Origin of the sequence: Haladaptatus sp. AB618, assembly GCF_024136965.1 — an archaeon.
Taxonomy (GTDB): domain Archaea; phylum Halobacteriota; class Halobacteria; order Halobacteriales; family Haladaptataceae; genus Haladaptatus.
In genome coordinates, this window is record NZ_JAMYJX010000006.1 from 260,876 (window position 1) to 286,468 (window position 25,593).

A 25,593-nucleotide genomic window follows, 5' to 3' on the forward strand; every position below is an offset into this window, starting at 1 on the left:
CCCGACGAGGTTCACGACCTTCGAGGATCGAATCCGTCACTTCGCTGCTCACGAAGTACTACGGGGACGGATCGGGCGACGGTTCCGATGGGACGGTGGATTCATAGCGAGAGTAGCGAAAGGGACCATGTCCTGCAATGTTCGTCGGATATCCCGATAATTGACGTCACATCGTCGTAGCCTCGTAGATGGTCGTCGTTCCGCTTAGTTCGTTCGCGACGATGAGAAGTGATGCGTCCGTGGGACTATCGTCGGCCGGGACGAACGACAATCCTTCGGGTGCGAGGTCACCGGCCGCACCAGCCTCTATATCGCCACGTTCCAGTGCATCATCGAGATTCGCATGTGGACCGTTGATTCCCAGTTCCGCCAAATCAAAGATTCGGTTGTTCACGTACTCGACGAACGTTGGCGCTTGAGGGTTCGAAACGTCGAATACCATTACACCGCCGATTTCTTCTAAGCCGACGAACGTGTAGTCGACCCCATCGACGGTACCAACTGCGATACCTTCCGGTTCGGGGCCGGATGCTGGACTCTCCTCATCGAGGTCGATGGAATTCGAGCCAGTGTTGAACGCTGCTTCAGGGAATTTTCCCTCGGAAATGAGATCGGCAATAGTACTCTCGATCAGATTGCCACTCTCGAAAACGAGTTCGAGTCCGCCGTCAGTTGGTTTCCAGATCGCAAACGAGCGACCACCGTAAATATATAGTTCTTCGAGTCGCCCGTCGTTGTCGCAATCACCGAGGTCAGTCGACACTTCCAGCCCCTCCAACGACGAGAGCGTGTTTCTATCGAACTGGGATTCATCGATCGGTACGTCGATACGTCCGTCGTCGTCCGAGTCGAGTCCGAAGGAACCGCCCTCCTCGATGAGAACACCGGATTCGGAGAACCCATCGTAGCTACGTGGGTCTCCCTCGTTGGCGGTTACCAGATACGTCTCCCCGTCAACGGAGTATGCTCCTATCGAGTCCGGTTGATAGATCCCGAAGAGCGGTTGCGTTTCGATATCGATCTTTCCATCGTTTATCGCGTCGAGCCCGTTCTTTGAGAGCGAGAAATCTTTGCACCCGAGCGGAACGATATTGCGGACACTCACCGCAGCGATATCGACAATGGCGATCGCATTGTTTTCTTGGAGGGTGACGTACGCCATCTTCGAATCGTCGGAAATCGCGATGAACTCCGGTTCGAGATCCTGTGCAACTGTCGCGTTCGGTCCGTAGATTCGGACGCCTTTCTTGCGAAGCGCCGTCCTCTGCGAATCGAACTTTTGGAATCCGGCGGTCGCAACGTCCGCATTTTGAACACCTCGGGAAACATCGATAACGGTAATCGAACCGCGTGGGTCGCGGCTATACGAATCGTTGGGCTCTCCCTCGCAGGCCGCAAGCACTGAATCGCCATCGGGGGTAAACGTCACCATATCGGGAAGACGACCAACAGTTACCGAATTCAGAAGATCGAGGCTCCGAGTGTCGTAAAAAACGATTCGACCAGGTCGGGTCTCTGGTTCGGCAGCGACAGCAACCGCGAGGATACCATCGTGAGCGTCGGCGCTGTTTGTAGGGCCGGGGTCTTTCCATATATCTGTGATCCTGATCGAGTCGACCAGCGACGGGGCCGACGGGTCAGAGAGGTCGAGGACGTCGACACCGCTTTCGTTTGCATCCACAACAAACGCGCGCTCTGTGCGAGCATCGTACGTCGGGATTTCTGCAGCATCGTCGTTATACACGCCGGTCTCATACCGTCCGGTCTGTCTCAAAACGTTCGTCGTTTCTTGGTCGTGACCACCAGACGTGGCCGCTCCCACCGTCGATAGGCCAGATGCGAGAAAGAGCGACCCAGTAACACCGAGAAACCTTCGCCGCCCTATTGTATGTCGTTTCGTCATCTCAAGGAATGACAACGACTGGCACACACATAATCATTAACTCATGGTTACATATTCATCTACGTTATTTTTCCACATCCAGCCCTTACTTGACGAGCACGAACCGATACCAACGACCACGGCACCGCGGTCATACATCGCTCTTTCTCCGTCGAAGCGCTGTCTCGTTCCTGCTCATCGAGATTCAGGATGTCTGCGCCTCAGTCCGGATTCGTAGAAATCACCAACGAAAGCCACGAGTACCGATTCGGGTACCTCTACGTGTCGAGTTCTCGTTGAATCGGATCAATTGTCTCCCAATTTTATATCGCTTCTCGTTGTATGCCACTCTATGTCTTCAGAATCGTCGCGATTCGATCCGCGGGCGTTCGGATTAGCGTGTGGACTGCTCTGGGCTAGCGCAGTTGCGGCCCTCGGTGTTACCGCTCGGGTTGGGTGGGGAAAACGATGGGAACGGCTGCTCTCCGACGTATATCGTGGCTATAACGAGACAATCACCGGACTCGCTATCGGTGCCATCTGGGCGTTTTTCGATGCACTCGTTGGTGGCTATGCCTTTGCCAAGTTGTACAATCGTCTCCTCCAAGACTGACGATACCGTACTCTGATGCGTTCAGGAACGCGCGACGACATCGGTGTTCACGCCATGCCGTTTTCGACGACGTTCCGTTCCTCGATTGCGGATCCGAAATCCCAGCGTCGGAACGGTTTGCGCGGTTACTCCGTGAGTAACCGTCGAAGGACGAGATGGAGAATACCGCCGTTTTCGACGTATCGAACTGCTGCAGGTGTCCCCACTTGCGCGGTCACCGGGAATTCGACCGTCGAACCGTCCTCGCGCTCGGCGACGACCGTGAGTTCGTCCTTGACGTCGAGTCCATCGTCGAGACCGTGAATGGAGAACGTCTCGGATCCGTCGAGGTCGAGCGATTCCCACGAATCCCCGCTCTGGAACTGGAGCGGCAGGACGCCCATGCCGACGAGGTTGTCGCGGTAGATGCGCTCGTAGCTCTCCGCGATGGTCGCCGCCACGCCCAGCAGATCGGTTCCTTTCGCCGCCCAGTCACGGCTGGACCCGGTTCCGAACTCCGTCCCGGCGGCGACGACGAGCGGGGTTCCGTCCTCCCGATACCGCTCGGACGCCTCGAAGACGGTCGTCTCCTCGCCGGTCGGTTGATGGATGGTGTAGCCGCCCTCCACGTCGTCCAACATCTCGTTCTCGATGCGCACGTTGGCGAACGTGCCGCGCATCATCACCTCGTGGTTCCCGCGCCGTGACCCGTAGGTGTTGAATTCGTACGGTTCGACGCCGTGGTTGAGGAGCCACTGCCCTGCGGGGAGGTCCGGTCCGAAGGGACCGGCGGGACTGATGTGGTCCGTGGTTACGGTGTCGCCGAGCAGCATGAGACAGCGCGCTTCCTCGATGTCCGCGACGCCGGGTTCCTCCAGCGGGAAGTCCTTGAAGAACGGCGGTTCGCGGATGTACGTGGACTCTTCGTCCCACTCGTACACGTCCCCGGTCGGCGCTTCGAGGCCCTTCCAGCGCTCGTCGCCCTCGTACACGGAGGCGTACTTGTCCTCGAACATCGACGTGTCCACGCTGTCGTGAACGGCCGCGTGGATTTCGTCGGACGACGGCCAGAGGTCGGCGAGGTAGACCGGTTCGCCGTCGTCGTCCGTCCCGACCGGTTCGCGTTCGAGGTCGATGTCCATCCGTCCCGCGAGGCCGTAGGCAACGACCAGCGGTGGGCTGGCGAGGTAATTCGCGCGAATCTTCGGGTGGATGCGCGCCTCGAAGTTCCGGTTGCCGGAGAGGACGCTCGTCGTCCAGAGGCCGTGTTCGTCGATGGCGGTCTCGATGGGGTCCGGAAGCGGTCCGGCGTTGCCGATACAGGTCGTACAGCCGTATCCGACCACGTTGTACCCCAAATCTTCGAGGTACGGGAGGAGGCCGGAGGCGTCGAGGTACTCCGTGACGACGCGGCTTCCCGGCGCGAGGCTTGTCTTCACGTAGTCGGGGACGTCGAGGCCGCGGTCGACGGCGTTCTTGGCGAGCAGTCCCGCGGCGAGCATCACCGAGGGGTTCGAGGTGTTCGTACAACTCGTGATGGCGCTGACGACCACGGAGCCGTGGCCGATTTCGACCTCCGATCCGTCGTCCATCTCGACGGACACGCGCTTCGTGAGTTCGCCGAGGTCTGGTTCCTCTGGCGCTTCCGCCGTTCCCGGCTTCGTCACCGTTCCTCCGTCCGTGGACGCGCCGGTTCCTTCCGCATTTCCTCCCGCGCCACCCTCGCCGAGCCAGCGGGTGATGGCTTCCTCGTCCACGTCACCGAGTTCGTCTCCGAACTCGTCGTAGAGCAGGTTTCGGAAGTGGGTCCGCATGTCGCCCATGGGAACGCGGTCTTGGGGGCGCTTCGGCCCGGCGAGGCTGGGTTCGACGGTCGAGAGGTCCAACTCGACCGTTTCCGTATATTCGGGTTCCTGCTCGCCGAACAGCCCTTGCGCGTCGAGGTACTCCCGGACGAGTTCGATATGCTCGGGTTCGCGTCCCGTGAGTTCGAGGTAGTCGAGCGTCGCCTCGTCCACCGGGAACACGCTGATAGTCGATCCCTGTTCGGGGGCCATGTTCGAGAGCGTCGCCCGGTCCGGGACGGTGAGGTTCGACACGCCGGGACCGAAGAACTCGACGAAGCGGTCCACGACGCCGACGCCGCGCAGTTTCTCCGTGACGTGCAGAACGAGGTCGGTCGCGGTCGCGCCCTCGGGGAGTTCGCCGGTCAGGCGGACGCCCACCACTTCGGGGAGTTTCATCGTGATGGGCTGACCGAGCATCGCCGCCTCCGCTTCGATGCCGCCGACGCCCCATCCGACGACGCCGATGCCACCGATCATGGGCGTGTGGCTGTCCGTCCCGACCAGCGTGTCCGGGAACAACCAGTTTTCCCCGTCGACGTCGCGGTCGTGGACGACTCGGCCCAGATACTCCAGATTCACTTGATGGACGATACCGGTTCCCGGCGGGACGACGTTGAAGTCCTCGAACGCCTGTTGAGCCCATTTGAGCGCCTTGTACCGCTCCGCGTTCCGCTCGTACTCCATTTCGACGTTCCGCTCGTAGGCGTCCTCGGATCCGAAGTAATCGACTTGGACGCTGTGGTCGATGACCAAATCGATGGGGACTTCGGGTTCGACGATGGACGGTTGCTCGCCCGCGCGGTCCGCCGCGGAGCGAAGCGCCGCCAAATCGACGACCGCGGGAACGCCGGTGAGGTCCTGTAGAACGACGCGAGAGGGCGTGAACGGGAGTTCGACGTCCGGAACCTCGGGTTGCCACGAGGCGGCGTTGCGAACGTCCTCCTCGGTGATGGTCTCACCATCCACGTTCCGAAGGACGGACTCCAGGAGGATTCGGATACTTACCGGAAGGTTGTCGAGGTCGCACAACCCTTCGTCTTCGAGGACCGTGAGGTCCGCCATCTTGTACGAGGTTCCGTCGACCTCGAATTCGCGGACCGCATCGAACGGGGCTTCTCTACTCATTGTACCCTAAATTTGGATGGCTGTCGTTATCAATAACCCCCCAAATCCTACCCTGTGAGAAGACGGCCGGTTTCGTAATCGAGTAGCTACTGTTCCGCAAAGACGAGAAACGGCTTCGCTCGCTGTGTGGCCTCACAACTCGAAACCGACTGCGTATCGGAATCATACAAAACATAGCCTTTGTCGACGAGTTTTGGAATATGAACTTGTGAAAGGTTGACCAAGTACCGCTGGAGTGTCCCATCGGTTATCACCTTCCTTCGTGTTTCACGCTTCGCCACGACGGTTGCGAGTTCACTGAGCGAGGTGGTCTCCTCAGTGAGCAGCAGATGTCGAAGTATTTCCCGTCGTCGTCTGGAGCGAAGAATATCGAACAGCACGTCGAGGGATTCTTCTCCGGAGATCCAATCTTGGGACGATCGTATAAACACCCTATTTCGTCCCCAGGGAGGAAAATCAACGGACCACTAGGGAAGTGCTTCAGCACATTCTAAAAGCTCGTCCTCGGTCTGCCAGATACACAGGCGGCCTGTATCGTTTAGCATGTCAAAGATTGCAGTCTGCATCCCACTATATGGCTTCCCGAGATCGACGTTCGTATCGACTGTGTCCGGGTCCAGAGTGGAATATTCACGCTTGAAAACTCGCGTCTTCGTGAAATAGGACTCCAGAGCAGTGAAGTATCCCTGTTCGACAAGGAAACCTCCACGGTCGTGTTCAGTTACACCGACGATATAATCGGTATAGTCCGCCAGAAGTCGGAATTTGACATAGGTGTTGACCCATTCACTACGGATATCTACCATCAGAAATGCATACGTGTCGGTTCGTCGGTTGAGGCGATCCTTGACCAATTGAAGTCGGTATATCTCCGGTCGACCGTAACTACCGAGAACGAAGTAGGAAGACTCGTTCGTGAAAATCGGTGAGAGCTCTGCAATACTGTGTTTGAGGTCTTCGTATTCCTGGGGCGTGAGCGAAGTGTCGTGCAGATGCTCCTCGGCGCTCTCTGCTACTTCATCGATAGTCGGTTCCTCCGTGTTCATCGTCTTCGTGCTCTCAATTATCGAGTATCAATGCATCGACTTCATCAGCGGCCACATCGTAATAGACCGATTCGTATTTCGGCGAAACGCTTTTGCACGTACTACTCGAAGAAACTAGTATGAGTACGTCTGGCCACACGTCATCCAACCTCGACAATGTTCGAAAACGATTGAACGTTGTCACCCAAGAAACGCGGTTCTCACTCATCCAGGACATCCTCGGGCATCCATCACAGCTTCCAACGCTGAAAGAACTTGACTACGTAAATCCGAGCAAAAGTCAGACGACGATCCGTCAACATCTCCAGCAACTCGTCGATGTGGGAATCGTCGAAGCGGTTTTCCTCCCCGACGAGCAACGGCAGAACGATCTCCCGTACAAGTTCTACGGAATCAGTGACGAGGGACGAGCGTTTCTCGACGAACACGGGTTACTGCGTGCCGAAGAAACGTTGCAGACGGTCTATGCTCGCGTAGAGAAATCCGACGCGATCGAACGGTATCAGACTGCGCCTCGCCCCGAACAGTGATCAACGTAGAGATCGAGGAGGCCGTCCGCTCACTAAATGTCCATGGTGGACACAACTATTCCCGTAGAACAGTCCGACTGGAATCCTACTTTGGTTCCGTGCGAATCGATCGATAGAAGAGGACGACGAAGAGCCCTGCCACGAGGAGTCCACCAATACCGTACCGGAGATCAACCATCGAAAGGATCGATGCACCAAGTATCGTAAAACCAGCTAAAAGAACGTATCCGAGCGGTTTGGCGATCGTTTGCAACTGCACTTGATCGACGGTGGATCGTTGGGTTTGGGCTTCGTCTCGAATGATAGCGTCGAGGGCACGCTCTAGTTTCGGTGGAACGCGAACGAGTGCCTTCGCTGATGCCTCGACATCGGTTCGCATTTCATCGAACATCATGCGTGCCCCTCGTTCCATAAATCCGTGCCGTCGGAGAAACTCTCGAGCGGCGTGAATAAAATCGAACTCCGGATCGAGCTCTCGGAGAACCCCTTCACTGACCGTTCCGATGCGGATGACGAGCATGATGTTTGGTGGGAGGCGAAAGGGGAATTGTTGGAGTTCGGCGAGGGCATCGGTCAAGATATCACGCCAATTGACGTCCTCCTTCCCTTCGAATTCGTCCATCATGAGACTCAGCATCGCAGCCATTTTGACCCGATCGACGTTTGGGTCCAGGACATCTATCTTGATCAGGATATCCGTGATCGTTTCGACATCGCGGTTAACGACGGAAAGATAGAGCTGAATGACGTTCTCCTGCATTGCGGGTGTAAACCGGCCAGACATGCCGAAATCGTAGAACACGATCCGACCCTCGTCGTCGACAGAGAGATTTCCTGGGTGAGGGTCTCCATGAAAAACGCCGTGCACGAGTCCCATCGTAAAGTACGCATTCGCCACTTTGTGTGCGATCGGCTTCGGATCGAAGCCGGCCGCTTCCAATTGGTCGACGTCAGTGATCTTGATCCCAACAATGTACTCCATCGTGAGCACGCGTTCGGACGAGACGTCGGTGTACACTCGGGGAATGCGGACCGTAGAATCGTCACTGAAGTTGTTTCGAATCTCGTCCATCATCCGTGCTTCACGCTCGAAGTCGAGTTCCTCCTGGATAATACGCTCAAAGTCATCGGCCATATTTCGGAGCGAGAATCGATAGCGATTCGGAGCAAAGAAGACGATAACGGGAAGCAACCGCCGGATGACGCGGAGATCGGTATCGATGCGATCTTTGATATCGGGTCGCCGAACCTTAACAGCGACACGGGTTCCGTCGTAAACGGCTTCATACACCTGCGCAAGCGACCCTCCTGCGATCGGATCGGGATCAAAATCGTCGTACGAGTGGGACCCCACATCTTTGGCGAGCGACGAGATCATTTCACTATATGGACTCGGTGGAACCGCATCTTGTAGGGTGGCGAACTCCTCGGCATACACCTCCGGCACGAGATCTGGACGTGTGGAAAGAACCTGCCCGGTTTTGATGAACGTCGGACCGAGTGCGAGCATGACATCCCGCAGTTGACGTGCTCGTTCCCGATGTTGTTCACGGGAAACAGTCCGTGAACTACCAAAGAACAGAAATCGTCGTCGGTCGCGGAGAAACGTCACCACAAACGGAAAAAATTGACCAACGATACGTAGCAACCGGACAGAAAACCATGTCATCTCGGACCTATATATACTCACAACACCTATTCGGATAAAGATGTCCAGTGGTATTCCCCTTCCATAAACGGCGTGGCTTCCCGTATCGCCGTAGGGATATCTATGCTCTGAAGAAAGAAATCACGCTATGTCCGTATCAATCGTCTCTGGTAACGGATCAACACGAAACACGTAGTCCGCATAGACGCCATCGAGATTCGTGGGACTTTCTTCAGCAGTATGTCGTTGACAAAGACTAGCCTCTGCCTCAACACCCCCGTGACCCGTTTCTTCTTGGTAACGTTCGAGAACGACAAATTTCGCTGGTTCGTCGCATCCACGACGGTGACACTTTCGGGAAGAGTCCGGATTTTCCGTTCCCTCGTGTCGAGATTCATTTGCTTCGTTCTGTTCGTCACGTGGTTCGGTTTCGTCCATACGTTCGCGTGCCTGCTCAACTTCCCACGCTCGCTGGCGGTTCTCTTCGTTACGGGCTTGCTTGTTTCGGCTCTTTTTGTTGTCCGCCATATCGTCTCTAGGTGAACGAGAGGGATAACGCTGTGGTGAGAATTTGGTGATATTTTACTGGAAAACATACCACCTGACTGAATTTGTTATAATTCACGTCCCGATACGATGAGTATTCACTAATTCTCCTCTGCCTTGGAAGCTACCAGGCCACCACCCGTGAACTCGATTTTCCACGGTCTAACTCGTCCTGTTCATGGACCAATTCAATTAAGTGACATACTGGTTGCCGCTTCACCCCGACCGTATAGATGTGTCACTTCGGGACATTCACGACTACGGTTGTGTGGGGTTTCGTAATAGATCGGTGTCCCTCTCGAGATCGATGTACTGACGGGGGTGCCTACGTGGTCGCTGACGTCGCCGTCGTCTACCGAAATGAGAAAAACCTCGTTAGAGAATTACCGGAGAATATCCACCTGCTCGCGTTCGATCGTTCTACGGCTGTAGGACCCCTCGTGATTATCCATACTGCGATCCTCTGTGGAACTGAACAACCATGGCTTCCATCCTCGTCTGTTACGGTACCGGTGAAGGACAAACCGCGAAGGTGGCTGATCGCATCGGCGACAGGCTCACCGCGAACGGTCACGAGACGATGACGGTCAATGTGAAGGAGATCAGCCCCGATCTCGACATCGACGACTTCGACGCCGTTCTGGTCGGGGCATCGATCCATATGGGAAAACAACAAAAGGCAGTTCGTAAGTTCGGTAAGGCCAACCGCGATGTGTTGGTGACGAAGCCAACTGGTTTCTTCCAGGTCTCCGGTGCGTCCGGAGAGGAGACCGAGGAGGGAGCAGCCGAGGCGGCTGGATACGTCGACGAATTCGTCGAAGCCACGGACTGGCGCCCCGACCGAATCGGCCTCTTTGGCGGTGCGCTACGATTCTCGGAGTACGGCTTCCTCATGCGAGCGCTGATGAAACGCATCACCAGGAAAGAGCACCCTGAGGTGGACACGTCAGGCGACGTCGAATTCACCGATTGGGAGTCGGTCGAGGCGTTCGCCGACGATTTCGCTGCGTTCGTCGAGGAGCGGTTCGACGAGTCGAGCGACACAAGCTGAGAGGTGTGGGTGTGGTAGTTTCATTCATATTTCAACTCGACAGAGATACAAGACGAGCGCCTCGGGAGTTGACTCCAGGGCAGCTCTGCCGTATGAAGCTCGGTAGGTGAACGAGTCATCCCTTTCCGGGTCTCTCGGGAAGGTTGCTCGTCGCACCGAATCGGGAAAGGACCCGCCGCGGGAGTTGACCCCTCGTGTTGCCCGTCACTCACCAGGATACTCGGGTTCACGCTTATTGAGGAACGCATCAATGCCCTCGTTCGCGTCACCTGTGGTACACAGCGAGGCGAATTGCTCGTTCGAGACAATCCCACAAGATACGGCAGCTTTGTGTGATCGTCGTTTAACAGGGTAATGTCCCCCGTCTCAAGAGCGGTGTCCGTCCCCGCTGCACCCATCGTAACTCCAACCGTCGTCGTCGTGAGTGCCGATGTATCGTTGACTCCATTACCGACCATCGCGACACCAATTGGAGGGACAGTTGGACGGCATCTGTGGCTTTTGGACCCACCGGAGACAAGAATTCCCATAAAACTAGAAGTATGGCTTCTACCGAAGCCATGGTTCGTTCTGGTGAATCCGGTGCTTCTTCTGGGCAGAACTATCCAAATGGTCGAGTAAATACCCACTCCTGACATTCATGGACATATGTCTAAATATTTCTCGGATTTAAAAAATGAATGCGGAAGTCTTAACCGTGTGTTGGATCTGTGTTTAGTTGCAATGGCAAACGGAAAGGTTGATTTCTTCAACAACACTGGCGGCTACGGTTTTATCACGACGGACGACTCTGACGACGACGTATTCTTCCACATGGAGGACGTTGGCGGTGAGGATCTGACTGAAGGGACCGAGATCGACTTCGAAATTGAACAAGCCCCCAAGGGCCCCCGCGCGACGAACATCGTTCGCGCATAATTTACGCACATAGTCGCCATCAGGCGACACTGTGTACTTTGTTCCATTTTCAGGTGAAGGTTTATCCGGAGCAGTAGCTTTCGCACTGCCCCATACATGATGAATCCCATTCTTGACACCATATCTTTGTCAATTCTAATTACTCTCTCGTTAAGATATGTAGTGGTATTAAGATAGCAGACAATCTATATTCTGTATGGTAATACATATATCTCTAGCACAAGCTGGGGGAATTCCACCAGTTACAACTGGTATGCTTGTCGTATTCGGGATTATCGCGTTAGCACTCTTTCTTTTCGTGACTGAATTATTGCCGATAGATGTCACCGCGATTCTCGTAATGGTGCTCCTGATGTTCCTGAATCCGTGGACCCAAGTTTCTGTTGCTGAAGGGATTTCGGGATTTTCAAACACTGCAACTGTCGCCGTGCTCGCGATGCTTATCCTCTCGACAGGGATTAGTCAGACGGGACTCGTTCAGATTATTGGAAAAAAGATGGCCGCCTTTGCTGGCAATGACCAACTGAAACAACTTGTTGCGACTATCAGCGTTACTGGTCCTGTGTCTGGATTCATTAACAACACTCCAGTGGTTGCGATCCTCGTTCCGGTCATCTCCGATCTCGCCCACGAGGGGAATACCTCACCTTCGAAACTCCTCATTCCTCTCTCGTATGCCTCGATGTTCGGTGGGATGCTCACTCTCATTGGGACCTCAACGAACTTACTCGCATCCAGCGTTTCTGAACGGTTGATTGGGCGGCCATTCTCAATGTTTACCTTTACTGGACTGGGAGTCATCGTGCTTCTAACGGGCAGTGTCTATTTGCTGACTATCGGCCACAAACTCATTCCGGAACGCGTCCCTGCACGTGAAGACTACCTTGAGGAATACGATTTACAGGGCTATGTGTTCGAAGTCGTCGTCCGGGACGAGTCCCCTCTCATCGGGAAAACCGTTCAAACTGCGATCGATGAATCACAGTTCGATACGGACATCGTCCAACTTTCCCGTGACAACGAACAGTATTTCGAAGGTATCGCCAGCAAACGGATTCGTGTAGGGGATATTCTCACTGTTCGTACTGACCGTGGAACGCTCAACGTACTTCGTGAGCAAGAAGGACTCGACCTTGTTGGGACACAATACTCCGATTCGGCACTCGAACCGTCAGAGGAAGAAACACAGACACTCGTCGAAATCGTCATTCAGTCAGGTTCCTCACTACTCGGTGAGACGATTGCAACCTCGGCCTTTCGTGAGCGGTACGATGCGAGCGTCCTTGCATTCCGGTCCGGCGGGAAAACGATACGGAGTCGGCTCAATGATCTCCCACTGCGGGTCGGTGACACGCTCCTTGTCCAAGCACCGAGTGATAGCATCGACCGATTGAGTCGTAATCCAGAATTTATCGTCGCTCATGAATCTGAATCGCCCGATTATCGAACGGAAAAGATACCGTGGGCACTCGGGATTATTATCGCTGTTGTCGGTCTTGTCGGAATGCCATGGGATACTCTCGCGAATGTAACTGGTGTCGAGATGCTCGCAGGTGTCAACTTTAGTATCGTCCAGACAGCGCTCGCTGGTGTCGTACTGATGGTTGTCACTGATGTGATCAAGCCCGGAGAGATATACGAGGGCGTGGACTGGAGTGTTATTTTCCTGCTTGCGGGTGTTATTCCACTTGGAGTTGCCTTAGAGCAAACGGGTGCAGCAAACCTCCTCGGTTCACTTGTCGCTGCAACCGCGGATTTCCTCCCACTCATCGGAGTTCTGTGGGTGTTCTACATCGCAACGGGGCTCATTACAAGTATCATCAGCAACAATGCGAGTGTGGTCTTGATGATTCCTGTTGCTGTCGAAGCGGCCCGAGATATCGGTGGCAATCCGTTCGCGTTTATTCTTGCAGTTACTTTTGCTGCTTCAACGGCGTTCATTACGCCTGTTGGATATCAAACGAACCTGTTCGTCTATGGACCGGGTGGGTACAAATTCACAGACTATGCGAGAGTTGGTGCGCCGCTTCAGCTTCTACTCTCTGTTGTGACAATTCTCGGAATTGCGTTCTTTTGGGGAGTTGGTGCGCCAGCCTGAACACCACTTCCGTGTTCGCATCTGTTGTATGAACAGGGGGGTGAGCGATTGCTTCTAACTGCAGTGGATATCTTATTCGATGTCTATCGCATCGATCTGTTCCGGATATCGGTTGCGAATCGTCACTTCGGTCACGTGTGCAACTGACGCGACCGCATCCTGTGTTTCTTTCTCATCACACAGCAGTGAGGCGGCGTAAATCGCTGCCGCCGCATACCCAGTGGGCGACTTCCCTGAAAGCAGGCCCTTTGCTATCGAGACCGAACACCTGCACGGGGCGCTGCTCTTCTTGCTCCCAGGTAAGCGCCTCAATGACGTCATGTGAGAACTGTGGCGCGGAAGCCACCCGGAAAGGTGCACTCACCGACTGCTGCTAATCCCGTCTCCTTTTTTCATTCATGTCACGCCAAACAACGCTGTCCGATGGTGCCCAGCGCACGCTGACCGAGTGCGCGGAGACGACCGAACGTAACGACGACACACCGACGACTGAACGGGATTTGCTCAACCGTACGCACCAACACACAGAGGACGTCGCATCCGAGTATTTCGCACACCAGGCAGTTGAAACAGGTGAAGAGAAAAACTCGATTGCCTCATTGAACTCGAAATCGAAGGGAATGTTGGCTCCTCTGTTCGAGAGGAGGGTTAGAGCGGATCGTCGTATTGGTCGGCTGGATCCTGTTGCTCATCGACAGCATCTGTAAACAGATCTCCATCCAACTCCTCTTCGAATTCATCGCCAGTGTCTTGGGCCGATAACCCCATTGTGAGCAACTCTTCGATCGCTTGTTCTTGATTTAGAAAATCACCTTGTTCGACAAGCCGATCAATATCACTCTCGATACGGTCAGGCAAGGCTACCTCGAACGTGGCCATGGATACAATCTATTCTAGAGACAGATTAACTCTCGGGCTAGTTTTTCGATGAGTAGTAGTGTTATTCCTCGGTTCTTGCCGTTTTTTACGCCTTCTTAGGAACGACCATGGAATCCATGAGTACAAACTCATCTGCAACCTGCGACGCTGGCCGAGATGGCACAGCACCGCCCATAGGCCGAACAGTTTTCCTTCGATGTCGATGCCTCCGGACTCATTGACGTCACCAAGAGCTAATGGCCTGCACGTATCCGTATCACGTTCACCGGAACGCCTACTGCAAGCACATGACCGCCGTCGAAACCGCAACTGACGACGGAACACTCGGCACCTTCCCGTCCGAGGATAACGAAGACGATTCCTTCGTCGACGGTTCTTCGTGACCGGCTTTGGCTTTGCTATCGTTGCCGGTCTCGTGTCTGTCGCCCGTGTTGTCGTTGGATACCACTGGACGGTAGATATCCTAGCACGTGCAGTGGCAGGAGGGTTGGACTGTCCTCGCGGAACTTGGTGCACCATATGGCAACCAGATCGGGGAAATCTGTGTCGATATTGATGAAAATCTGCGTGAGATCGCTGGGCTCAATTGATCATTCCTGAGGTATGATTTACGAAATCAAGGCAAATATCGTTGGATCCAATGCACGTGTACTCGAGATGGTTGACACCGAAGGCTGGACGGGATACAAAGCAGTCACAACAGCGTGGGAAGAAATCCCGTTCGACTGTAGTGGTTGCCTTGACGACCGATTTCTTCCGCCATAGTTAGTGGTCACTCCTCATCTTGTAGTGCAGCTGCAATCACTTCGAGCTCTGTCTTCCGGAACGCGTTTGGAGTTTGTTCTGGATTATCATCGTCGACTTCGCCGATTTTCCAAAGGATACCGGCCCGCATCTGCGGTTTGGAAGGCAAGTTATGTGTGTCTATATCGTAGTTTACAGCCGTACAGATTGCAGCAAGGGCTTCTTTGGTGAAGGCTGTCGATTCAATGCGTTCGTATCTCCCGACAGCCTGTCGAATTTCGTTGCGGAGTTCGTTGACGGTTTGTGTCATAGAGACACTGGTGTTGGGAGTTATCGTGTAAGTTCTGGTTTCTACGATGATGGAGTGATCCTCGTTGTGTCTATGGGATGGGTGTGATCAATTGCCCACCGTGCACCCGGTCTCTCTTCCGAGGAATATTGGACATTCCTACCGAGGTCTTATTTTCTTCAGAGATACGCTAGAATTCACAGCAAGGAACCAGTAGTCGTCCCGAGATCAGACGTTAGCTGTTGGTAGGTCTGTAGCCCAGTCTGGAAGCGCTGAATAATCTTTGACTGGTGTCCTGGACATGCAATGGGTACAATTGCCCCACCTTGGACTGGAACTATGGATTGGGCTGCAGAATACGACGCGAAACGACAGCCGGGGCATGAGATCCCACCAGCGGGCTGGTGATGGAGAAGCGTCGCTGTGTCGTTAGAGGTGAGTCCACAGATCGAAGTAAACTGCTCGAGATGGTCATCACAACTGAGCACAGGAATTCGAAGATGATCCAAAAGGAGAAATGACACGGCTTGCTGGCCTTCAGGATCAAGGGCGGACTGACACGCATTACAATCAATCGCCGATTGATCATCGATGATCTCCGACTGTGATTGCTGAAAATCTCCGGGTGACATTATATCATCTAGCAGACTTCAAGATGGATAAGTAATTGGGGCGTTCGCCATGATGAAACTCGAAAGCTGGTTTACGGTATAATTCTCGGGATTTGGGAGGGCCATTATAGTAGTATACTAACTCCGTCACCAACACTGAATCAGGGCGAATGAATGACCCGAAAACTGTGCGATAGCTGATTAAGAGAAGGAAGTGTGTTCATTCAAGAGTGTAAGCTAGCGGCTGTACTCGGGTCATAGAGTGGCTTAAGTCCTCTATGACGAGCGAGATTGCAGCGAAACGTGGGTGGCTACGTCGGACGGCGTACGAGGTATTGAATGGGCTTAGCTGAAGAGGGAGAGATTTGCAAGAAGGAGACTGAAGCGTCGGGTGATCTGAATTCGGATGGAATCTCGGCCAGTCGTTAGAGGAGTGCGTTCTGTGTAGCGACAAACAAAAACAGGTTGATGCTACGTTGAAGCGATGGATCGCTACAAATCGCGCGCTTGGACGGTTTTGCGATCGTTTTCTTCGGCTCGTCGAGCAGCGTTGTCGAGGACCGTTGCAACTTCCTCATCGAGTGCATCGTAGAAGTCACTCGCCACATTTTGTCCTTCAAGCTGTTCTTTCACTGCTGCTTTGACAATCAAATCAGCCATACAAGCCTCCAGACGTTATAATACTACAAAAGAACAGTGGCGGAATAGTTCAGAATAGACGACTATGTGCCAGAGAAACACACATCACATCACAACCGTACAGCAACAAATCACGACTTGAATGATGCACGCATACACGTCGGTTCTCTTCATAATGTACAGAGAGTAACCGATACCGAGTGTGAAAACAATTAGAATATGGATGAAAATCGGTCCATTTCGCACCCACCGTAAAAAATCGAAAGCCGAGAAAATCGTGAGCGCCACAAAAGATCCGAAAAGATACGCCAAGCGAAAGACGACGGGGAAAGTAAACTCGCAGAAGAGCGATTCCTGCTATTTTGTCGAACTCCGTTGACCGTGACGAGATGGGATTCTGATCGAGGTGATGAATCGTAAACGAGGTGCCCTCCATGAATATCCCCAGTAACGTCTCTTAGGGCAGAACAGTCTCTTGTTGTTTCCGCACTTTGGGTATGGACGAACGTGAAGCGTTCGCAGTGTTGCTAAATATCGAGGGCGTCCGTCCTGCGGGTGAACGTTCGCCCGTGGTCTGCCTCACCGAACTCGTGATACTGCCAGGCGTGGATGAGTTCGTGCCGGACGGTTTCGCTGAATTGCTCCCACCCGCGTTATTCGGAGGCCGTCTCGGTTAGTGTGATCGTGATTGCCTCTGTTGTCGGGTCGTATTTCGTGACGCCCGCCGTTCGCTGCGCTCGATGTGAACTCTCCCACTCGATCGTTTCGACCGGCAGGTCGGGGAAATGCTCGGCGACGACGTCGGCTGCGTGCTGTTGTGCTCGGCTGAGGAGGACCGTCGGTGTCTCAAGTGTATCGTCGGTCCAGCATCCGCGCTCTCCATCAGCGTCTGCTGGTCGGTGATATCCGATAACGTCGTTTGGTGAAACATGGACAAAAACAGCTGAAGTGGTGGTTGGTTCGACCGTTTGCATGCTGTCTAAGCCGATAGTCGATCAGTACTAGTAGGGGTGTGCCCGCGACGTAAGATGGTCTACGACATACTCTGCGTCCCGGCCGACACCAGTGAATAGCGACGACGTCATCGCGTAGAGGAAGAATAGACCGACGAAGTAGAGCCCAGGAGCATCAGATACGACACCGCGTTCGTGGATGGGTTCCTTGGGATTCGCCTGACCGTCGAAGATGGGGAGATCGATCCACGAGAAATCGGGCTGAAACCCCGTACACCAGATGACGTTTGTGACGTCGAGAATCCGGTCATCACCGACCACAGGGCGGCCGTCGCGGACATCGGTCATCCGGGGCACCCGCTCGACGCTCGCAGCGGCAAAGTCCTGTGGCTTGATTCGAACCAACGGGCCGCCCTGGGAGAGTAGCTTTGGTCGCATACGGCGGCCGATGGGCGTGTCAGTGGTAAGCACTCGATGGTAGAGTACGCGCATCACGAACGGAACTCCAATATGTCGGCCGAATCTCGAGTTAATGTGGAACGGAACGTAGCTGACATCCCGACCTGATAGCCACGTCTCGTGATCGTCGGCGACGTCAAGGCTGATCTCGGCACCGGAGTTCCCCGCGCCGACGACGAGCACACTGCCGTCCTGCAGTTGGTCAGGATTGTGATAGTCGCTCGAGTGAAGCTGGACGACATCGTCGGCTAGCTCGTCCGCGAAGTCAGGGATTGTCGGGATCTGGTAGCTCGCCATTGCCACCACAACGTTGTCGGCTATATACTCCCGGTCGCCTGCAGTGAGTAGGTAGCTCGAGCCATTGCGCTTGAGGCCATCGACGCGAACGCCGAGTTCGACGGGCAGGTCGAAGTGTTCGGCGTAGCTCTCGAGGTAGTCGGCCACTGCGTCCTTGCCAGGAAATGCGTATGGCGATCCCGGGAAGGCCTTCCCCGGCAAGCTGGTGAAACGGGCTGGCGTGAACACCCGGAGTGAGTCCCAGCGTTTTCGCCACGGATCCCCAACGCGGTCGCCCGCGTCGAGAATGACGAAGTCCTGATCGCGTGACTGCAGGTAGTACCCGGTTGCGAGTCCGGCCTGACCGCCACCGATAACGACGGTCTCGTAACGTTCGGTCATGTCCTGGTCCCTCGGTGAATGTTGGCGACGAACGGTCGTCATGATGTCGTGTGCAGGATTTCAGGGGGTGAAATCCCAGGGTGGGACGACACGCGACCGTGTCAGCGAACGATGACTGACGAGCACTCCCGGCTGACAGCGGCGGTAGTCACCGGCATTATTCGAGAGATAGGGACGACTCGAAGGCCTCTGGGTCGACCGGTGTCGCCTCCTTGCGAACCTGCTCATAGACCGAGATGGCCCACTCGCGGGCCTCTGATGCGTCGGTGTCGATAACCGCCACCAGTGCCCCGGTCTCGACGTCGTGACAGCAAATGCCTGCCCGGTCGTCCACGATGCCGAGGCCGCATCGGTCGCCGTCAGGGAGATGATCGTGGACGAGGACAGTCGCGTTATCGCAGGCGACAACCTCCGACATCCGGTTGGGGTCCCAAGTAAACGTTCCCTCCAGAGCTTCTGGTGTGAACACGTACTCAAATCGCATTCCATCGAGGATCGCCCGGCAGGCTGTCTCGAGGTTGCTCGACTTGTAGACGATGCTGTCGAACCCGCGCATTGTCGAAGTCGATGCAATGAGCTGCCCGAGTCGCTCGACGGGCTCGTACGGGTATCCCGGGCCGGGGAACGAGACCACCGCATCGGCGAATAGATCGACGCTGAACCCCGGCATCTCGTGTGGAAGCCACGGCCAGACATCACGGAGCTTTTGTTCGATCTCCATCGCGTCTCGGAGGGCCAAGAACCGGTCGCCGACATATTCCCCAAGGGGAGTAAGCGCGTACGTCGGGCCATCTCGGTCGAGCCACTGGCGGTTCTCGAAGTCGGCGAGCACCCGACCGACCGTCGGAGAGGAGGCCCCAGTGATCTCGCACAGGTCCCGACGGTCGGTCGATTCATCCATCAATGCTTCGAGGACTCCGACACGGTGGGGCGACCGGGCCAGGAACTCGATGGTGTCGATACCAGTGGCCATACATAGTATAGGCGCTCGGACTGCTTAGCCCTTTTACGTGAAATGGTCTTGAATCCGACCGTGTCGACACTGAGACATCAGGTCTTGAGGTCATCAATCAACTCGTCGAATACAATGTCCATCAGCAGATTCAATTTCTCGTCGACAGCGACGCAGTGTCCAACGAGCGAAACCTCTACGGATTCGTCTATGACTTCCAGGGAGCGTATGGAAGTACACGAGGACGAACGTATATGCTGAACCACTGAGACAGCTTTCAGGTGAGTGAAAACTCACTCAAGCCACTCTGTAACGTGTGGCGAACTCGCGATGACCCCGTCAACGCCCCGTCGTGCGAGTATCCAGGCTCCCAAACGCGAATCGACAGTCCATGCATTGACCATCATACCCATATCATGTGCATCGGCGACAATACTGGTGACCAGACAGTGCCACGCGTTCGGGTGGACGTAGTCACAGTTGAGCTCTTTCGCAACTGCGAGGTTGTCTCCTGGGGAAAGCCCGAGCACGTACCCCAGTTCGACACCCTCGGCACCGTCAAGGTTGACTTGCCGAATCGCGTCCGCGTCGAACGAGGACACGATGACGTCATGTGACGTCTCGCGTGCCATCGAGAGCGCCTGTTCGACGATTGCAGGGTCCTTGAGCTCGAGATTGACGTCTATCTGGGACGGAATAACAGATAGGACCGACGATAGCGTCTGGATGCCTTCACCGTCGTGAGCATCAAGAGAAGCGAGTTCCGAAGCAGTGAGATCATCTACCTCAGTGACGCCATCGATATTGATATCGACGAGCGAGTTATGTGCGACTACGAGTTCGCCTGATGCACACCGGCGAATGTCGAGTTCGATCATGTCCGCCTCAGGAATCGCCTGCTCGACAGCTGCCACCGTATTGGCGGAGTACTGCGCATCGAATCCACGATGAGCGATCACACGCATTAGTGTGCCCGTCGCTATTCATCATTCCAGTAAAGCTGTTTGGAAAGGTACCGGCTTTCGTTCGACTTCACACTGCGATTGCGACTGAACGTCAACCTCGTGTGAGTAAGTACTGCATGCTGGAAACCTTCATTAGTTCCGAAGCCACTCTTACTCCATGGGAAAGTTAGTAGCCACAACGACTGATGACAAGGAGATAGAATGTCACGAGATAAGAGAAGGAGACAACGGTTTACAACTTCGTAACGAGGAGAAAGATCTTGTTGGATATATTCCCTATGACCGTCTCTGCTACGTAGAAACGACGTAAGCTATTCTCTGAACAATTCCGGAAGGACATTGCTGTGCTTGCGGATATCTGCTCTACTCACTGTCCATCATCTCAACATTGAATCTATTAGGAGGCTCCAGGATTCAGACGGTACTCTTGGTGAATGAGTATTCTTGAAAGATGTTTCTCATTTTCATTTTTCAGAGTGCCACAAAGCATTTATCATATCATGACTAATGATAACATGTAGCGAGGACGCTTTGACATCACCCGGATCTGGCGCCATCACCCCGATCCACCTCCTCGCTCCACTCCAATTCCTCCCTACTTCAGTGCAGAAGGAACTGAATCTACACTGATTCGGTGTCGTTGAATCAGCCAATAGTAGGTGCTTGAGTACCAACTATAGATAGTCTGATTCGGCGAAATGTGTTCTCAAATTCGGAGCGACGGAACAATTCGATTGCCGTCGGTATGGTAGACCACCAGATAGCTACCTGCGAACGACACAAAAACGATTGCGAGAAACAGGAGCGTGCAAGTGAACAAAAAAGGTCCAAGAGCACTGTTTTCCACACGGCAGTCCGAGTAAACGAGTACAATTTTGTGGATCCGTTTCTCACGTTCTACAATCTCCAGTTCTTATAGAAATTTAATTGCTGGTACCTCCTAAAGCGATTTGACTACTCAAGAGAATCACTATCACGAGGATCACTGACAAATTCGAATTCACGAATATAATCATGACTCGAGAGGAATTGCTCGATATCTGATTCACGCTACCCAAGCGCACCGTCCATCGCCCGCTCGAATGGTTTTTATCAAATAAAAATCAATGACGCCCGAAGAAGGTTGAAAATCATGATGAATAGCCTCCCGATAAGTCCGTTGATGAACTGATCCGACCCAAACAGTCTCCCACGAGTACCAGTCATCGAACGCTGTGAAGAAGGACTAAAGAACTTCTCATTAGGGGTCAATATACCAAAATTTCGTAATTATTCCGACTTCGTCAATCGTACTGCAATAACTGGTGCATCGCTTGTGCGTAATATCTTCTCTGTTACACTACCAAGGAGATAGCGCTTGACTCCGGATCGACCATGCGTTCCCATAGTAACCAGATCGATTCCACGGTTGGTTATGAAATTCCGGATATTGCCATACGGGGAACCTGCTTGGACGTGCGTTTGTACCTCTATTCCACGCTGCTCCGCTTTGTCCGCGACTGACCTGACGACTCTCTCGGCTTCAGTGCGTGCTGGGTCTGACACAGTTGGCAACCCTCTTCCACTCCCAATTATATAAAGGACGTGAACAGTTGCCTCTAACTGGTCAGCGATGGCTATTCCCCGTGTGACAGCAGCTTCAGCAGCAACACTCCCATCGGTTGGGATGAGTATCGAATCACATTCGACCGCCTCTTGATCTGTCCGGGTAGGCGGCACTGCCATCACTGGAACGTCGCTCATTCGTATAACACGTTCAGTAACACTTCCCAGCAGTAGCCTGTCGAGTCCGCCTCGCCCATGTGACCCCATCACGGTGAGTTCGATATCGTTCTCCGAAACGTAGTTGAGGATCACTTCGTATGGAGTGCCGTGCTCGATGTCCGACTTATATGGAATTTCTGATGTCCGATCGAGGATTTCTTCAACTCCGGTCGCTGCCTCTTTGGCTCGTTCTTCTAATGCTGTTCGACGTTCCCGATTGACTTCATCAATGTCGGAGAGTTGATCGGTGTATGTGCTGATATTAACGACACTTAATATGTGGACAGTCGCATCGAATGCGTCCGCGAGCCAGCATCCGTACCGTGCGGCTGCTTCCGCGTTTTCACTCCCGTCGGTTGGAACGAGAATTCGGTCGTACATGAATGATTATTGGTGGGCCGTATACTAGATTCTTGGGTAGCATACTCTGGACTTCCTCGATTCGGATGGAAGAGATACAACGGGGTAATCTGTGACTCTATCTCGATACTCTACTTAATTGTCTCTTTTCCCTTCTGATGCGTTCTCTCCCTCTCCGATTTTAATCACTCTTGAGAGAAATTGTCCATGAATTTCGGGTTGTTCTTTACTTCATCCATGACGAATCGGGAGGATGTCTCGTTAACACCTTCGATAGCGACCATCTCATCGATGACCTCGTTCATCCGATTTCGATCCTGCACACGGACGAGAACCATGAAGTCGACATCGCCCATCGTATAGTATACTTGTTCGACGCCATTGATATCTGCGAGCTTGTTTCCGATATCGGTCGAGTAACCTTTCTCGTGGGTGACGGATACCTCGGTGATCGCCACCATATCGAGCTCGAACGGTTCTGGGTTCAAATCGGCAGTAATACCTCTAATCACGCCGCTCTCTTTCATCTTGTTGAGCCGATAATGGACCGCTGATTTCGAAAGATCTAATTCTTCCGACAGTTTATCTAAGCTTACATCAAAATCTCTTTCGATGAACGTAAGCAGTTTCACGTCGACTTCATCGAAATCATCACTCGTCGAATATCCCTTGGTCATTATCCTACATTCTCCCTCCAACGTATATGAATAGCACGCTATTTGGTAAATACTTCTAATTTGTATAGCATCCATAGAATGTTGTTCAAACGTACCGAACGACAATTTTATACTTAAAAATGTCATACGATTCCGCAAGTTAGTTTCCGTTTGTCGCTCTACAGTCGGGGTTTGAGGACTAAACTAATTCTTGGTCATACTCCATCCATTCGATACGCTACGGTCGTTTTCGAACGACTCATTGGACCGATTTCGGTAGGTAGCAATTGGGTGAGCTATTCATCCGTGTCGCCAATGAGCTGTGCAGTCGAAACTGCCATCACTTTGATCGCAGTAAGAATGTCTTCGATCGATGCGTACTCATCCTCGACGTGGGCCTGTTCCAAACGTCCAGGGCCATACACGATGCACTGATCGATGCCTGCATCGTTGACGACAAAGCGTTGGTCGTCGGAACCGGGGGAAATGACGAATTCGGTATTTCCGTGAAACGAATCGACGTTCCGTGCGAACGTTTGGCTCACTTTGCAATCTTGGGAGACGTTTGTCGGTTCCGCGAACATGATTTCATCATAGTCGAGGGAGGCGTCCATACTGTCCTCCGTTTCACCGATCAGTTCCCGAATCTCGTTTCGCACATCTGCGACCGATTCGGTCGGAACGAGTACCCGATAGAATGTCGCTGTACAGCGGTCCGGGACGACGTTCTCGGAGTACCCCGCGTCCATCATCGTCACCGAAATATCCGCTCGTTGAGATTCGCTTGGTGTGACCGGAAGGTCAGTCGAGCGCTGGTGAAGCTTTGTCCGATACTCCTCGATACGTGTTAAGAAATCGTTCATCGTCGAAACGGCGTTGATTCCGTCGTGGGCCATACACCCGTGAGCTTTTCGTCCATGCGTCACGACTTTGAACTTCAGAACCCCACGGTGGCCGAGACAGACCCGAGATGAGTCGAAGCATTCGGTGTATACACAATAATCGGTGCCATCGAGGTATCCTTCGTGTGCGAGATATCCGAGGCCAGTAAACCCACCCGTTTCTTCGTCGACCGTCATGCTCTGTGTAACCGACCCTTCCAATCCAGCATCGACGGCTTCCAGTACGTCGATCGCAAACAGACTGGCGACAATACCGGATTTCATATCGCTGGCACCGCGTCCATAAATTCGATCTCCCTCTATCGTTGGGTCGAACGGGTTTTTGGTCCAATCTTCCCCTGCGGGAACGACATCGTAATGACCGGTGTAGTGGATGTTCGGCCCATCCCCGAACGATTTCTGACCTAGCACGTTGACCCGATCCAAGTGGGATCGTTCCGGATAGTGCCGTTCTACGACGTTTTCGGGAACGTCGATCAATTCGACATCGTATCCCCGTTTCGATAGCACCGTATCGAGAAAGGACGCACCTTCTCGATAATTTTTGCCCGGTGGGTTTTCCGTTTGAATTTCGAGAAACGAAGAGAGGAGGGAGACGATTTCATCGCGTCGATCGTCGACTTCGTTGTATATGGCCTGCTTCGTCACCATTAGATATCCCTCCCGCCATCGACTTCGAGGGCGGTTCCCGTTATCATCTTGGCGTCATCGCTCGCGAGGAAGGTAGCCGCCGCGGCGATATCGATCGGTTCGGCGAGACGCCCGAGTGGAATCGTCTCTTGCATACTGGTGACGCTGAGGTCGTCCCCAGCGAACTTCGGGAGCATCGGCGTATCAGTCGCCACTGGGCAAATGGCATTTACCCGGATGGATGGCGCGAGTTCATAAGCGAGTTGTTTCGTCATAGCGACCATTCCCCCTTTCGATGCAACGTATGCCGAAAGTCCAGTTCGCGGTCGGATCGCTGCCGTAGATGCTGTGTTGAGGACGACGCCCCCATCGTCGCGGAGATACGGGACGGCGTGTTTCACTCCGAGAAAGGCGCTTTTTAGATTGACAGAGATGATCTGGTCCCATTGGGTCTCGGAAACGTCCTCGACCGGGGTCGCCTGTTGCGGAATGCCTGCATTGTTGTGCAACACATCTAGCGAACCGAACTCCGCCACCGTTCGTTCGACCATCGTTTTCACGTCCTCTTCGGACGAAACGTCAACCTCCAGTGCAAGTGCGATGCCGTCATCGTGTTCGATTCTCTCGACAGTTTGAGTAGCAGCATCGTCATCGATATCCGCACAGACGACTGCCGCCCCTTTGGACGCGAATCGCTCTGCGATGGCTTGACCCATCCCCGACCCCGAACCCGTTACAATAACGGTCTTTTCTGAAAAGCTCATGCGAAGTTATCTCGTGGCATTTGCTATCAAACTTCGGTTTGGCCAACCCGTAATTCCGTCTATAA

The 25,593-nt window shown here is 53.8% G+C and carries 23 protein-coding genes and 1 pseudogene; 6 read left to right on the plus strand and 18 right to left on the minus strand.

The genetic code is table 11. The features are described 5' to 3' along the window. Positions 1 to 166 precede the first annotated feature (166 nt). Entirely contained in the window at positions 167 to 1,903 is a 1,737-nt protein-coding gene (locus NKF26_RS18155; RefSeq protein ID WP_253226872.1) for a choice-of-anchor I family protein, read from the minus strand. A 331-nt stretch (positions 1,904 to 2,234) separates the two neighbouring features. On the opposite strand from NKF26_RS18155, the gene NKF26_RS18160 reads away from it, so the two are divergent. Next, on the plus strand, positions 2,235 to 2,495 hold the full coding sequence (locus NKF26_RS18160) for a bacteriophage holin (protein WP_253226871.1): 261 nt from the start codon (positions 2,235 to 2,237) through the stop codon (positions 2,493 to 2,495). Between the two features lie 125 nt (positions 2,496 to 2,620). On the opposite strand, the gene NKF26_RS18165 is transcribed toward NKF26_RS18160, so the two are convergent. Both NKF26_RS18165 and NKF26_RS18170 read right to left on the minus strand, forming a co-directional pair. After that, a complete protein-coding gene (locus NKF26_RS18165) occupies positions 2,621 to 5,446 on the minus strand; it encodes an aconitate hydratase (RefSeq protein WP_253226870.1) in 2,826 nt (941 codons plus the stop codon). A gap of 467 nt (positions 5,447 to 5,913) precedes the next feature. Then, positions 5,914 to 6,492 carry a hypothetical protein gene (locus tag NKF26_RS18170; protein ID WP_253226869.1) on the minus strand — a complete coding sequence of 193 codons (579 nt, stop codon included), beginning with the start codon at positions 6,490 to 6,492 and terminating at the stop codon, positions 5,914 to 5,916. Between the two features lie 119 nt (positions 6,493 to 6,611). Between NKF26_RS18170 and NKF26_RS18175 the strand changes: the two genes are divergently transcribed. After that, positions 6,612 to 7,022 carry a transcriptional regulator gene (locus NKF26_RS18175; RefSeq protein WP_253226868.1) on the plus strand — a complete coding sequence of 137 codons (411 nt, stop codon included), beginning with the start codon at positions 6,612 to 6,614 and terminating at the stop codon, positions 7,020 to 7,022. Positions 7,023 to 7,107: 85 nt separating this feature from the next. Here the strand turns inward: NKF26_RS18175 and NKF26_RS18180 are convergent, their stop codons facing one another. Next, positions 7,108 to 8,532 carry an AarF/ABC1/UbiB kinase family protein gene (locus NKF26_RS18180; RefSeq protein ID WP_253226867.1) on the minus strand — a complete coding sequence of 475 codons (1,425 nt, stop codon included), beginning with the start codon at positions 8,530 to 8,532 and terminating at the stop codon, positions 7,108 to 7,110. A gap of 279 nt (positions 8,533 to 8,811) precedes the next feature. Further along, positions 8,812 to 9,198: a hypothetical protein gene (locus NKF26_RS18185; RefSeq protein ID WP_253226866.1), complete on the minus strand. Its 387-nt coding sequence runs from the start codon at positions 9,196 to 9,198 to the stop codon at positions 8,812 to 8,814. Between the two features lie 499 nt (positions 9,199 to 9,697). Here NKF26_RS18185 and NKF26_RS18190 point away from each other — a divergent pair, with 499 nt between their 5' ends. The 3 genes from NKF26_RS18190 to NKF26_RS18200 all read left to right on the plus strand — a co-directional run bounded on the left by NKF26_RS18190 (position 9,698) and on the right by NKF26_RS18200 (position 13,283). Beyond that, complete coding sequence (locus NKF26_RS18190; RefSeq protein WP_253226865.1) at positions 9,698 to 10,267, plus strand: flavodoxin domain-containing protein; 570 nt, start codon at positions 9,698 to 9,700, stop codon at positions 10,265 to 10,267. Positions 10,268 to 10,990: 723 nt separating this feature from the next. Next, a complete protein-coding gene (locus NKF26_RS18195; protein ID WP_253226864.1) occupies positions 10,991 to 11,185 on the plus strand; it encodes a cold-shock protein in 195 nt (64 codons plus the stop codon). 253 nt (positions 11,186 to 11,438) lie between these two features. Continuing rightward, positions 11,439 to 13,283 (plus strand): SLC13 family permease, encoded by a 1,845-nt coding sequence (locus NKF26_RS18200; RefSeq protein WP_253226863.1) that lies wholly within the window; start codon positions 11,439 to 11,441, stop codon positions 13,281 to 13,283. 72 nt (positions 13,284 to 13,355) lie between these two features. Here the strand turns inward: NKF26_RS18200 and NKF26_RS18205 are convergent. Together NKF26_RS18205 and NKF26_RS18210 are read right to left on the minus strand one after the other, a co-directional pair. Next, a pseudogene (locus NKF26_RS18205) lies at positions 13,356 to 13,532 on the minus strand (transcription factor TFIIB); the annotation flags it as partial. Positions 13,533 to 13,931: 399 nt separating this feature from the next. Further along, entirely contained in the window at positions 13,932 to 14,162 is a 231-nt protein-coding gene (locus NKF26_RS18210; protein WP_253226862.1) for a CopG family transcriptional regulator, read from the minus strand. Positions 14,163 to 14,398: 236 nt separating this feature from the next. Between NKF26_RS18210 and NKF26_RS18215 the strand changes: the two genes are divergently transcribed. Beyond that, a complete protein-coding gene (locus tag NKF26_RS18215; protein ID WP_253226861.1) occupies positions 14,399 to 14,545 on the plus strand; it encodes a hypothetical protein in 147 nt (48 codons plus the stop codon). A 389-nt stretch (positions 14,546 to 14,934) separates the two neighbouring features. Here NKF26_RS18215 and NKF26_RS18220 read toward each other — a convergent pair whose 3' ends face one another. The 11 genes from NKF26_RS18220 to NKF26_RS18265 form a co-directional block, all read right to left on the minus strand. Next, positions 14,935 to 15,216 (minus strand): hypothetical protein, encoded by a 282-nt coding sequence (locus tag NKF26_RS18220; protein WP_253226860.1) that lies wholly within the window; start codon positions 15,214 to 15,216, stop codon positions 14,935 to 14,937. Between the two features lie 1,082 nt (positions 15,217 to 16,298). After that, positions 16,299 to 16,466, minus strand: coding sequence for a DUF1931 domain-containing protein (locus tag NKF26_RS18225; RefSeq protein WP_227773336.1), 168 nt, complete (start codon positions 16,464 to 16,466; stop codon positions 16,299 to 16,301). A 506-nt stretch (positions 16,467 to 16,972) separates the two neighbouring features. Beyond that, a complete protein-coding gene (locus tag NKF26_RS24460; RefSeq protein ID WP_342766329.1) occupies positions 16,973 to 17,056 on the minus strand; it encodes a hypothetical protein in 84 nt (27 codons plus the stop codon). 42 nt (positions 17,057 to 17,098) lie between these two features. Next, entirely contained in the window at positions 17,099 to 17,419 is a 321-nt protein-coding gene (locus NKF26_RS18230; protein WP_253234701.1) for a hypothetical protein, read from the minus strand. Between the two features lie 27 nt (positions 17,420 to 17,446). Beyond that, a complete protein-coding gene (locus NKF26_RS18235; RefSeq protein WP_253226858.1) occupies positions 17,447 to 18,535 on the minus strand; it encodes an NAD(P)/FAD-dependent oxidoreductase in 1,089 nt (362 codons plus the stop codon). Between the two features lie 157 nt (positions 18,536 to 18,692). Then, positions 18,693 to 19,508, minus strand: a complete 816-nt coding sequence (locus NKF26_RS18240) for a winged helix-turn-helix domain-containing protein (protein WP_253226857.1) — start codon at positions 19,506 to 19,508, stop codon at positions 18,693 to 18,695. 272 nt (positions 19,509 to 19,780) lie between these two features. Continuing rightward, positions 19,781 to 20,452 carry a glycerophosphodiester phosphodiesterase gene (locus tag NKF26_RS18245; protein ID WP_256487739.1) on the minus strand — a complete coding sequence of 224 codons (672 nt, stop codon included), beginning with the start codon at positions 20,450 to 20,452 and terminating at the stop codon, positions 19,781 to 19,783. Positions 20,453 to 21,721: 1,269 nt separating this feature from the next. Beyond that, complete coding sequence (locus NKF26_RS18250; protein WP_253234702.1) at positions 21,722 to 22,597, minus strand: universal stress protein; 876 nt, start codon at positions 22,595 to 22,597, stop codon at positions 21,722 to 21,724. Between the two features lie 164 nt (positions 22,598 to 22,761). Beyond that, a complete protein-coding gene (locus NKF26_RS18255) occupies positions 22,762 to 23,253 on the minus strand; it encodes an Lrp/AsnC family transcriptional regulator (RefSeq protein WP_253226854.1) in 492 nt (163 codons plus the stop codon). Between the two features lie 275 nt (positions 23,254 to 23,528). Beyond that, positions 23,529 to 24,785 carry an ArgE/DapE family deacylase gene (locus NKF26_RS18260; RefSeq protein WP_253226853.1) on the minus strand — a complete coding sequence of 419 codons (1,257 nt, stop codon included), beginning with the start codon at positions 24,783 to 24,785 and terminating at the stop codon, positions 23,529 to 23,531. Further along, on the minus strand, positions 24,785 to 25,528 hold the full coding sequence (locus NKF26_RS18265; protein WP_253226852.1) for an SDR family oxidoreductase: 744 nt from the start codon (positions 25,526 to 25,528) through the stop codon (positions 24,785 to 24,787). The genes NKF26_RS18260 and NKF26_RS18265 overlap by 1 nt, the downstream gene beginning before the upstream one ends. Between the last annotated feature and the right edge of the window lie 65 nt (positions 25,529 to 25,593).

What these genes read in the sequence shown, in the direction of transcription:
- NKF26_RS18245 (WP_256487739.1), bottom strand. Translation starts at nt 20,452, where the DNA reads ATGCGTGTGATCGCTCATCGTGGATTCGATGCGCAGTACTCCGCCAAT.
- NKF26_RS18195 (WP_253226864.1), top strand. Translation starts at nt 10,991, where the DNA reads ATGGCAAACGGAAAGGTTGATTTCTTCAACAACACTGGCGGCTACGGT.
- NKF26_RS18265 (WP_253226852.1), bottom strand. Translation starts at nt 25,528, where the DNA reads ATGAGCTTTTCAGAAAAGACCGTTATTGTAACGGGTTCGGGGTCGGGG.
- NKF26_RS18170 (WP_253226869.1), bottom strand. Translation starts at nt 6,492, where the DNA reads ATGAACACGGAGGAACCGACTATCGATGAAGTAGCAGAGAGCGCCGAG.
- NKF26_RS18250 (WP_253234702.1), bottom strand. Translation starts at nt 22,597, where the DNA reads ATGTACGACCGAATTCTCGTTCCAACCGACGGGAGTGAAAACGCGGAA.
- NKF26_RS18225 (WP_227773336.1), bottom strand. Translation starts at nt 16,466, where the DNA reads ATGGCTGATTTGATTGTCAAAGCAGCAGTGAAAGAACAGCTTGAAGGA.
- NKF26_RS18160 (WP_253226871.1), top strand. Translation starts at nt 2,235, where the DNA reads ATGTCTTCAGAATCGTCGCGATTCGATCCGCGGGCGTTCGGATTAGCG.
- NKF26_RS18215 (WP_253226861.1), top strand. Translation starts at nt 14,399, where the DNA reads ATGGCCTGCACGTATCCGTATCACGTTCACCGGAACGCCTACTGCAAG.
- NKF26_RS18180 (WP_253226867.1), bottom strand. Translation starts at nt 8,532, where the DNA reads ATGCTCGCACTCGGTCCGACGTTCATCAAAACCGGGCAGGTTCTTTCC.
- NKF26_RS18210 (WP_253226862.1), bottom strand. Translation starts at nt 14,162, where the DNA reads ATGGCCACGTTCGAGGTAGCCTTGCCTGACCGTATCGAGAGTGATATT.
- NKF26_RS18235 (WP_253226858.1), bottom strand. Translation starts at nt 18,535, where the DNA reads ATGACCGAACGTTACGAGACCGTCGTTATCGGTGGCGGTCAGGCCGGA.
- NKF26_RS18175 (WP_253226868.1), top strand. Translation starts at nt 6,612, where the DNA reads ATGAGTACGTCTGGCCACACGTCATCCAACCTCGACAATGTTCGAAAA.
- NKF26_RS18165 (WP_253226870.1), bottom strand. Translation starts at nt 5,446, where the DNA reads ATGAGTAGAGAAGCCCCGTTCGATGCGGTCCGCGAATTCGAGGTCGAC.
- NKF26_RS18185 (WP_253226866.1), bottom strand. Translation starts at nt 9,198, where the DNA reads ATGGCGGACAACAAAAAGAGCCGAAACAAGCAAGCCCGTAACGAAGAG.
- NKF26_RS18240 (WP_253226857.1), bottom strand. Translation starts at nt 19,508, where the DNA reads ATGGCCACTGGTATCGACACCATCGAGTTCCTGGCCCGGTCGCCCCAC.
- NKF26_RS18190 (WP_253226865.1), top strand. Translation starts at nt 9,698, where the DNA reads ATGGCTTCCATCCTCGTCTGTTACGGTACCGGTGAAGGACAAACCGCG.
- NKF26_RS18200 (WP_253226863.1), top strand. Translation starts at nt 11,439, where the DNA reads ATGCTTGTCGTATTCGGGATTATCGCGTTAGCACTCTTTCTTTTCGTG.
- NKF26_RS18155 (WP_253226872.1), bottom strand. Translation starts at nt 1,903, where the DNA reads ATGACGAAACGACATACAATAGGGCGGCGAAGGTTTCTCGGTGTTACT.
- NKF26_RS18260 (WP_253226853.1), bottom strand. Translation starts at nt 24,785, where the DNA reads ATGGTGACGAAGCAGGCCATATACAACGAAGTCGACGATCGACGCGAT.
- NKF26_RS18220 (WP_253226860.1), bottom strand. Translation starts at nt 15,216, where the DNA reads ATGACACAAACCGTCAACGAACTCCGCAACGAAATTCGACAGGCTGTC.
- NKF26_RS18230 (WP_253234701.1), bottom strand. Translation starts at nt 17,419, where the DNA reads ATGCAAACGGTCGAACCAACCACCACTTCAGCTGTTTTTGTCCATGTT.
- NKF26_RS18255 (WP_253226854.1), bottom strand. Translation starts at nt 23,253, where the DNA reads ATGACCAAGGGATATTCGACGAGTGATGATTTCGATGAAGTCGACGTG.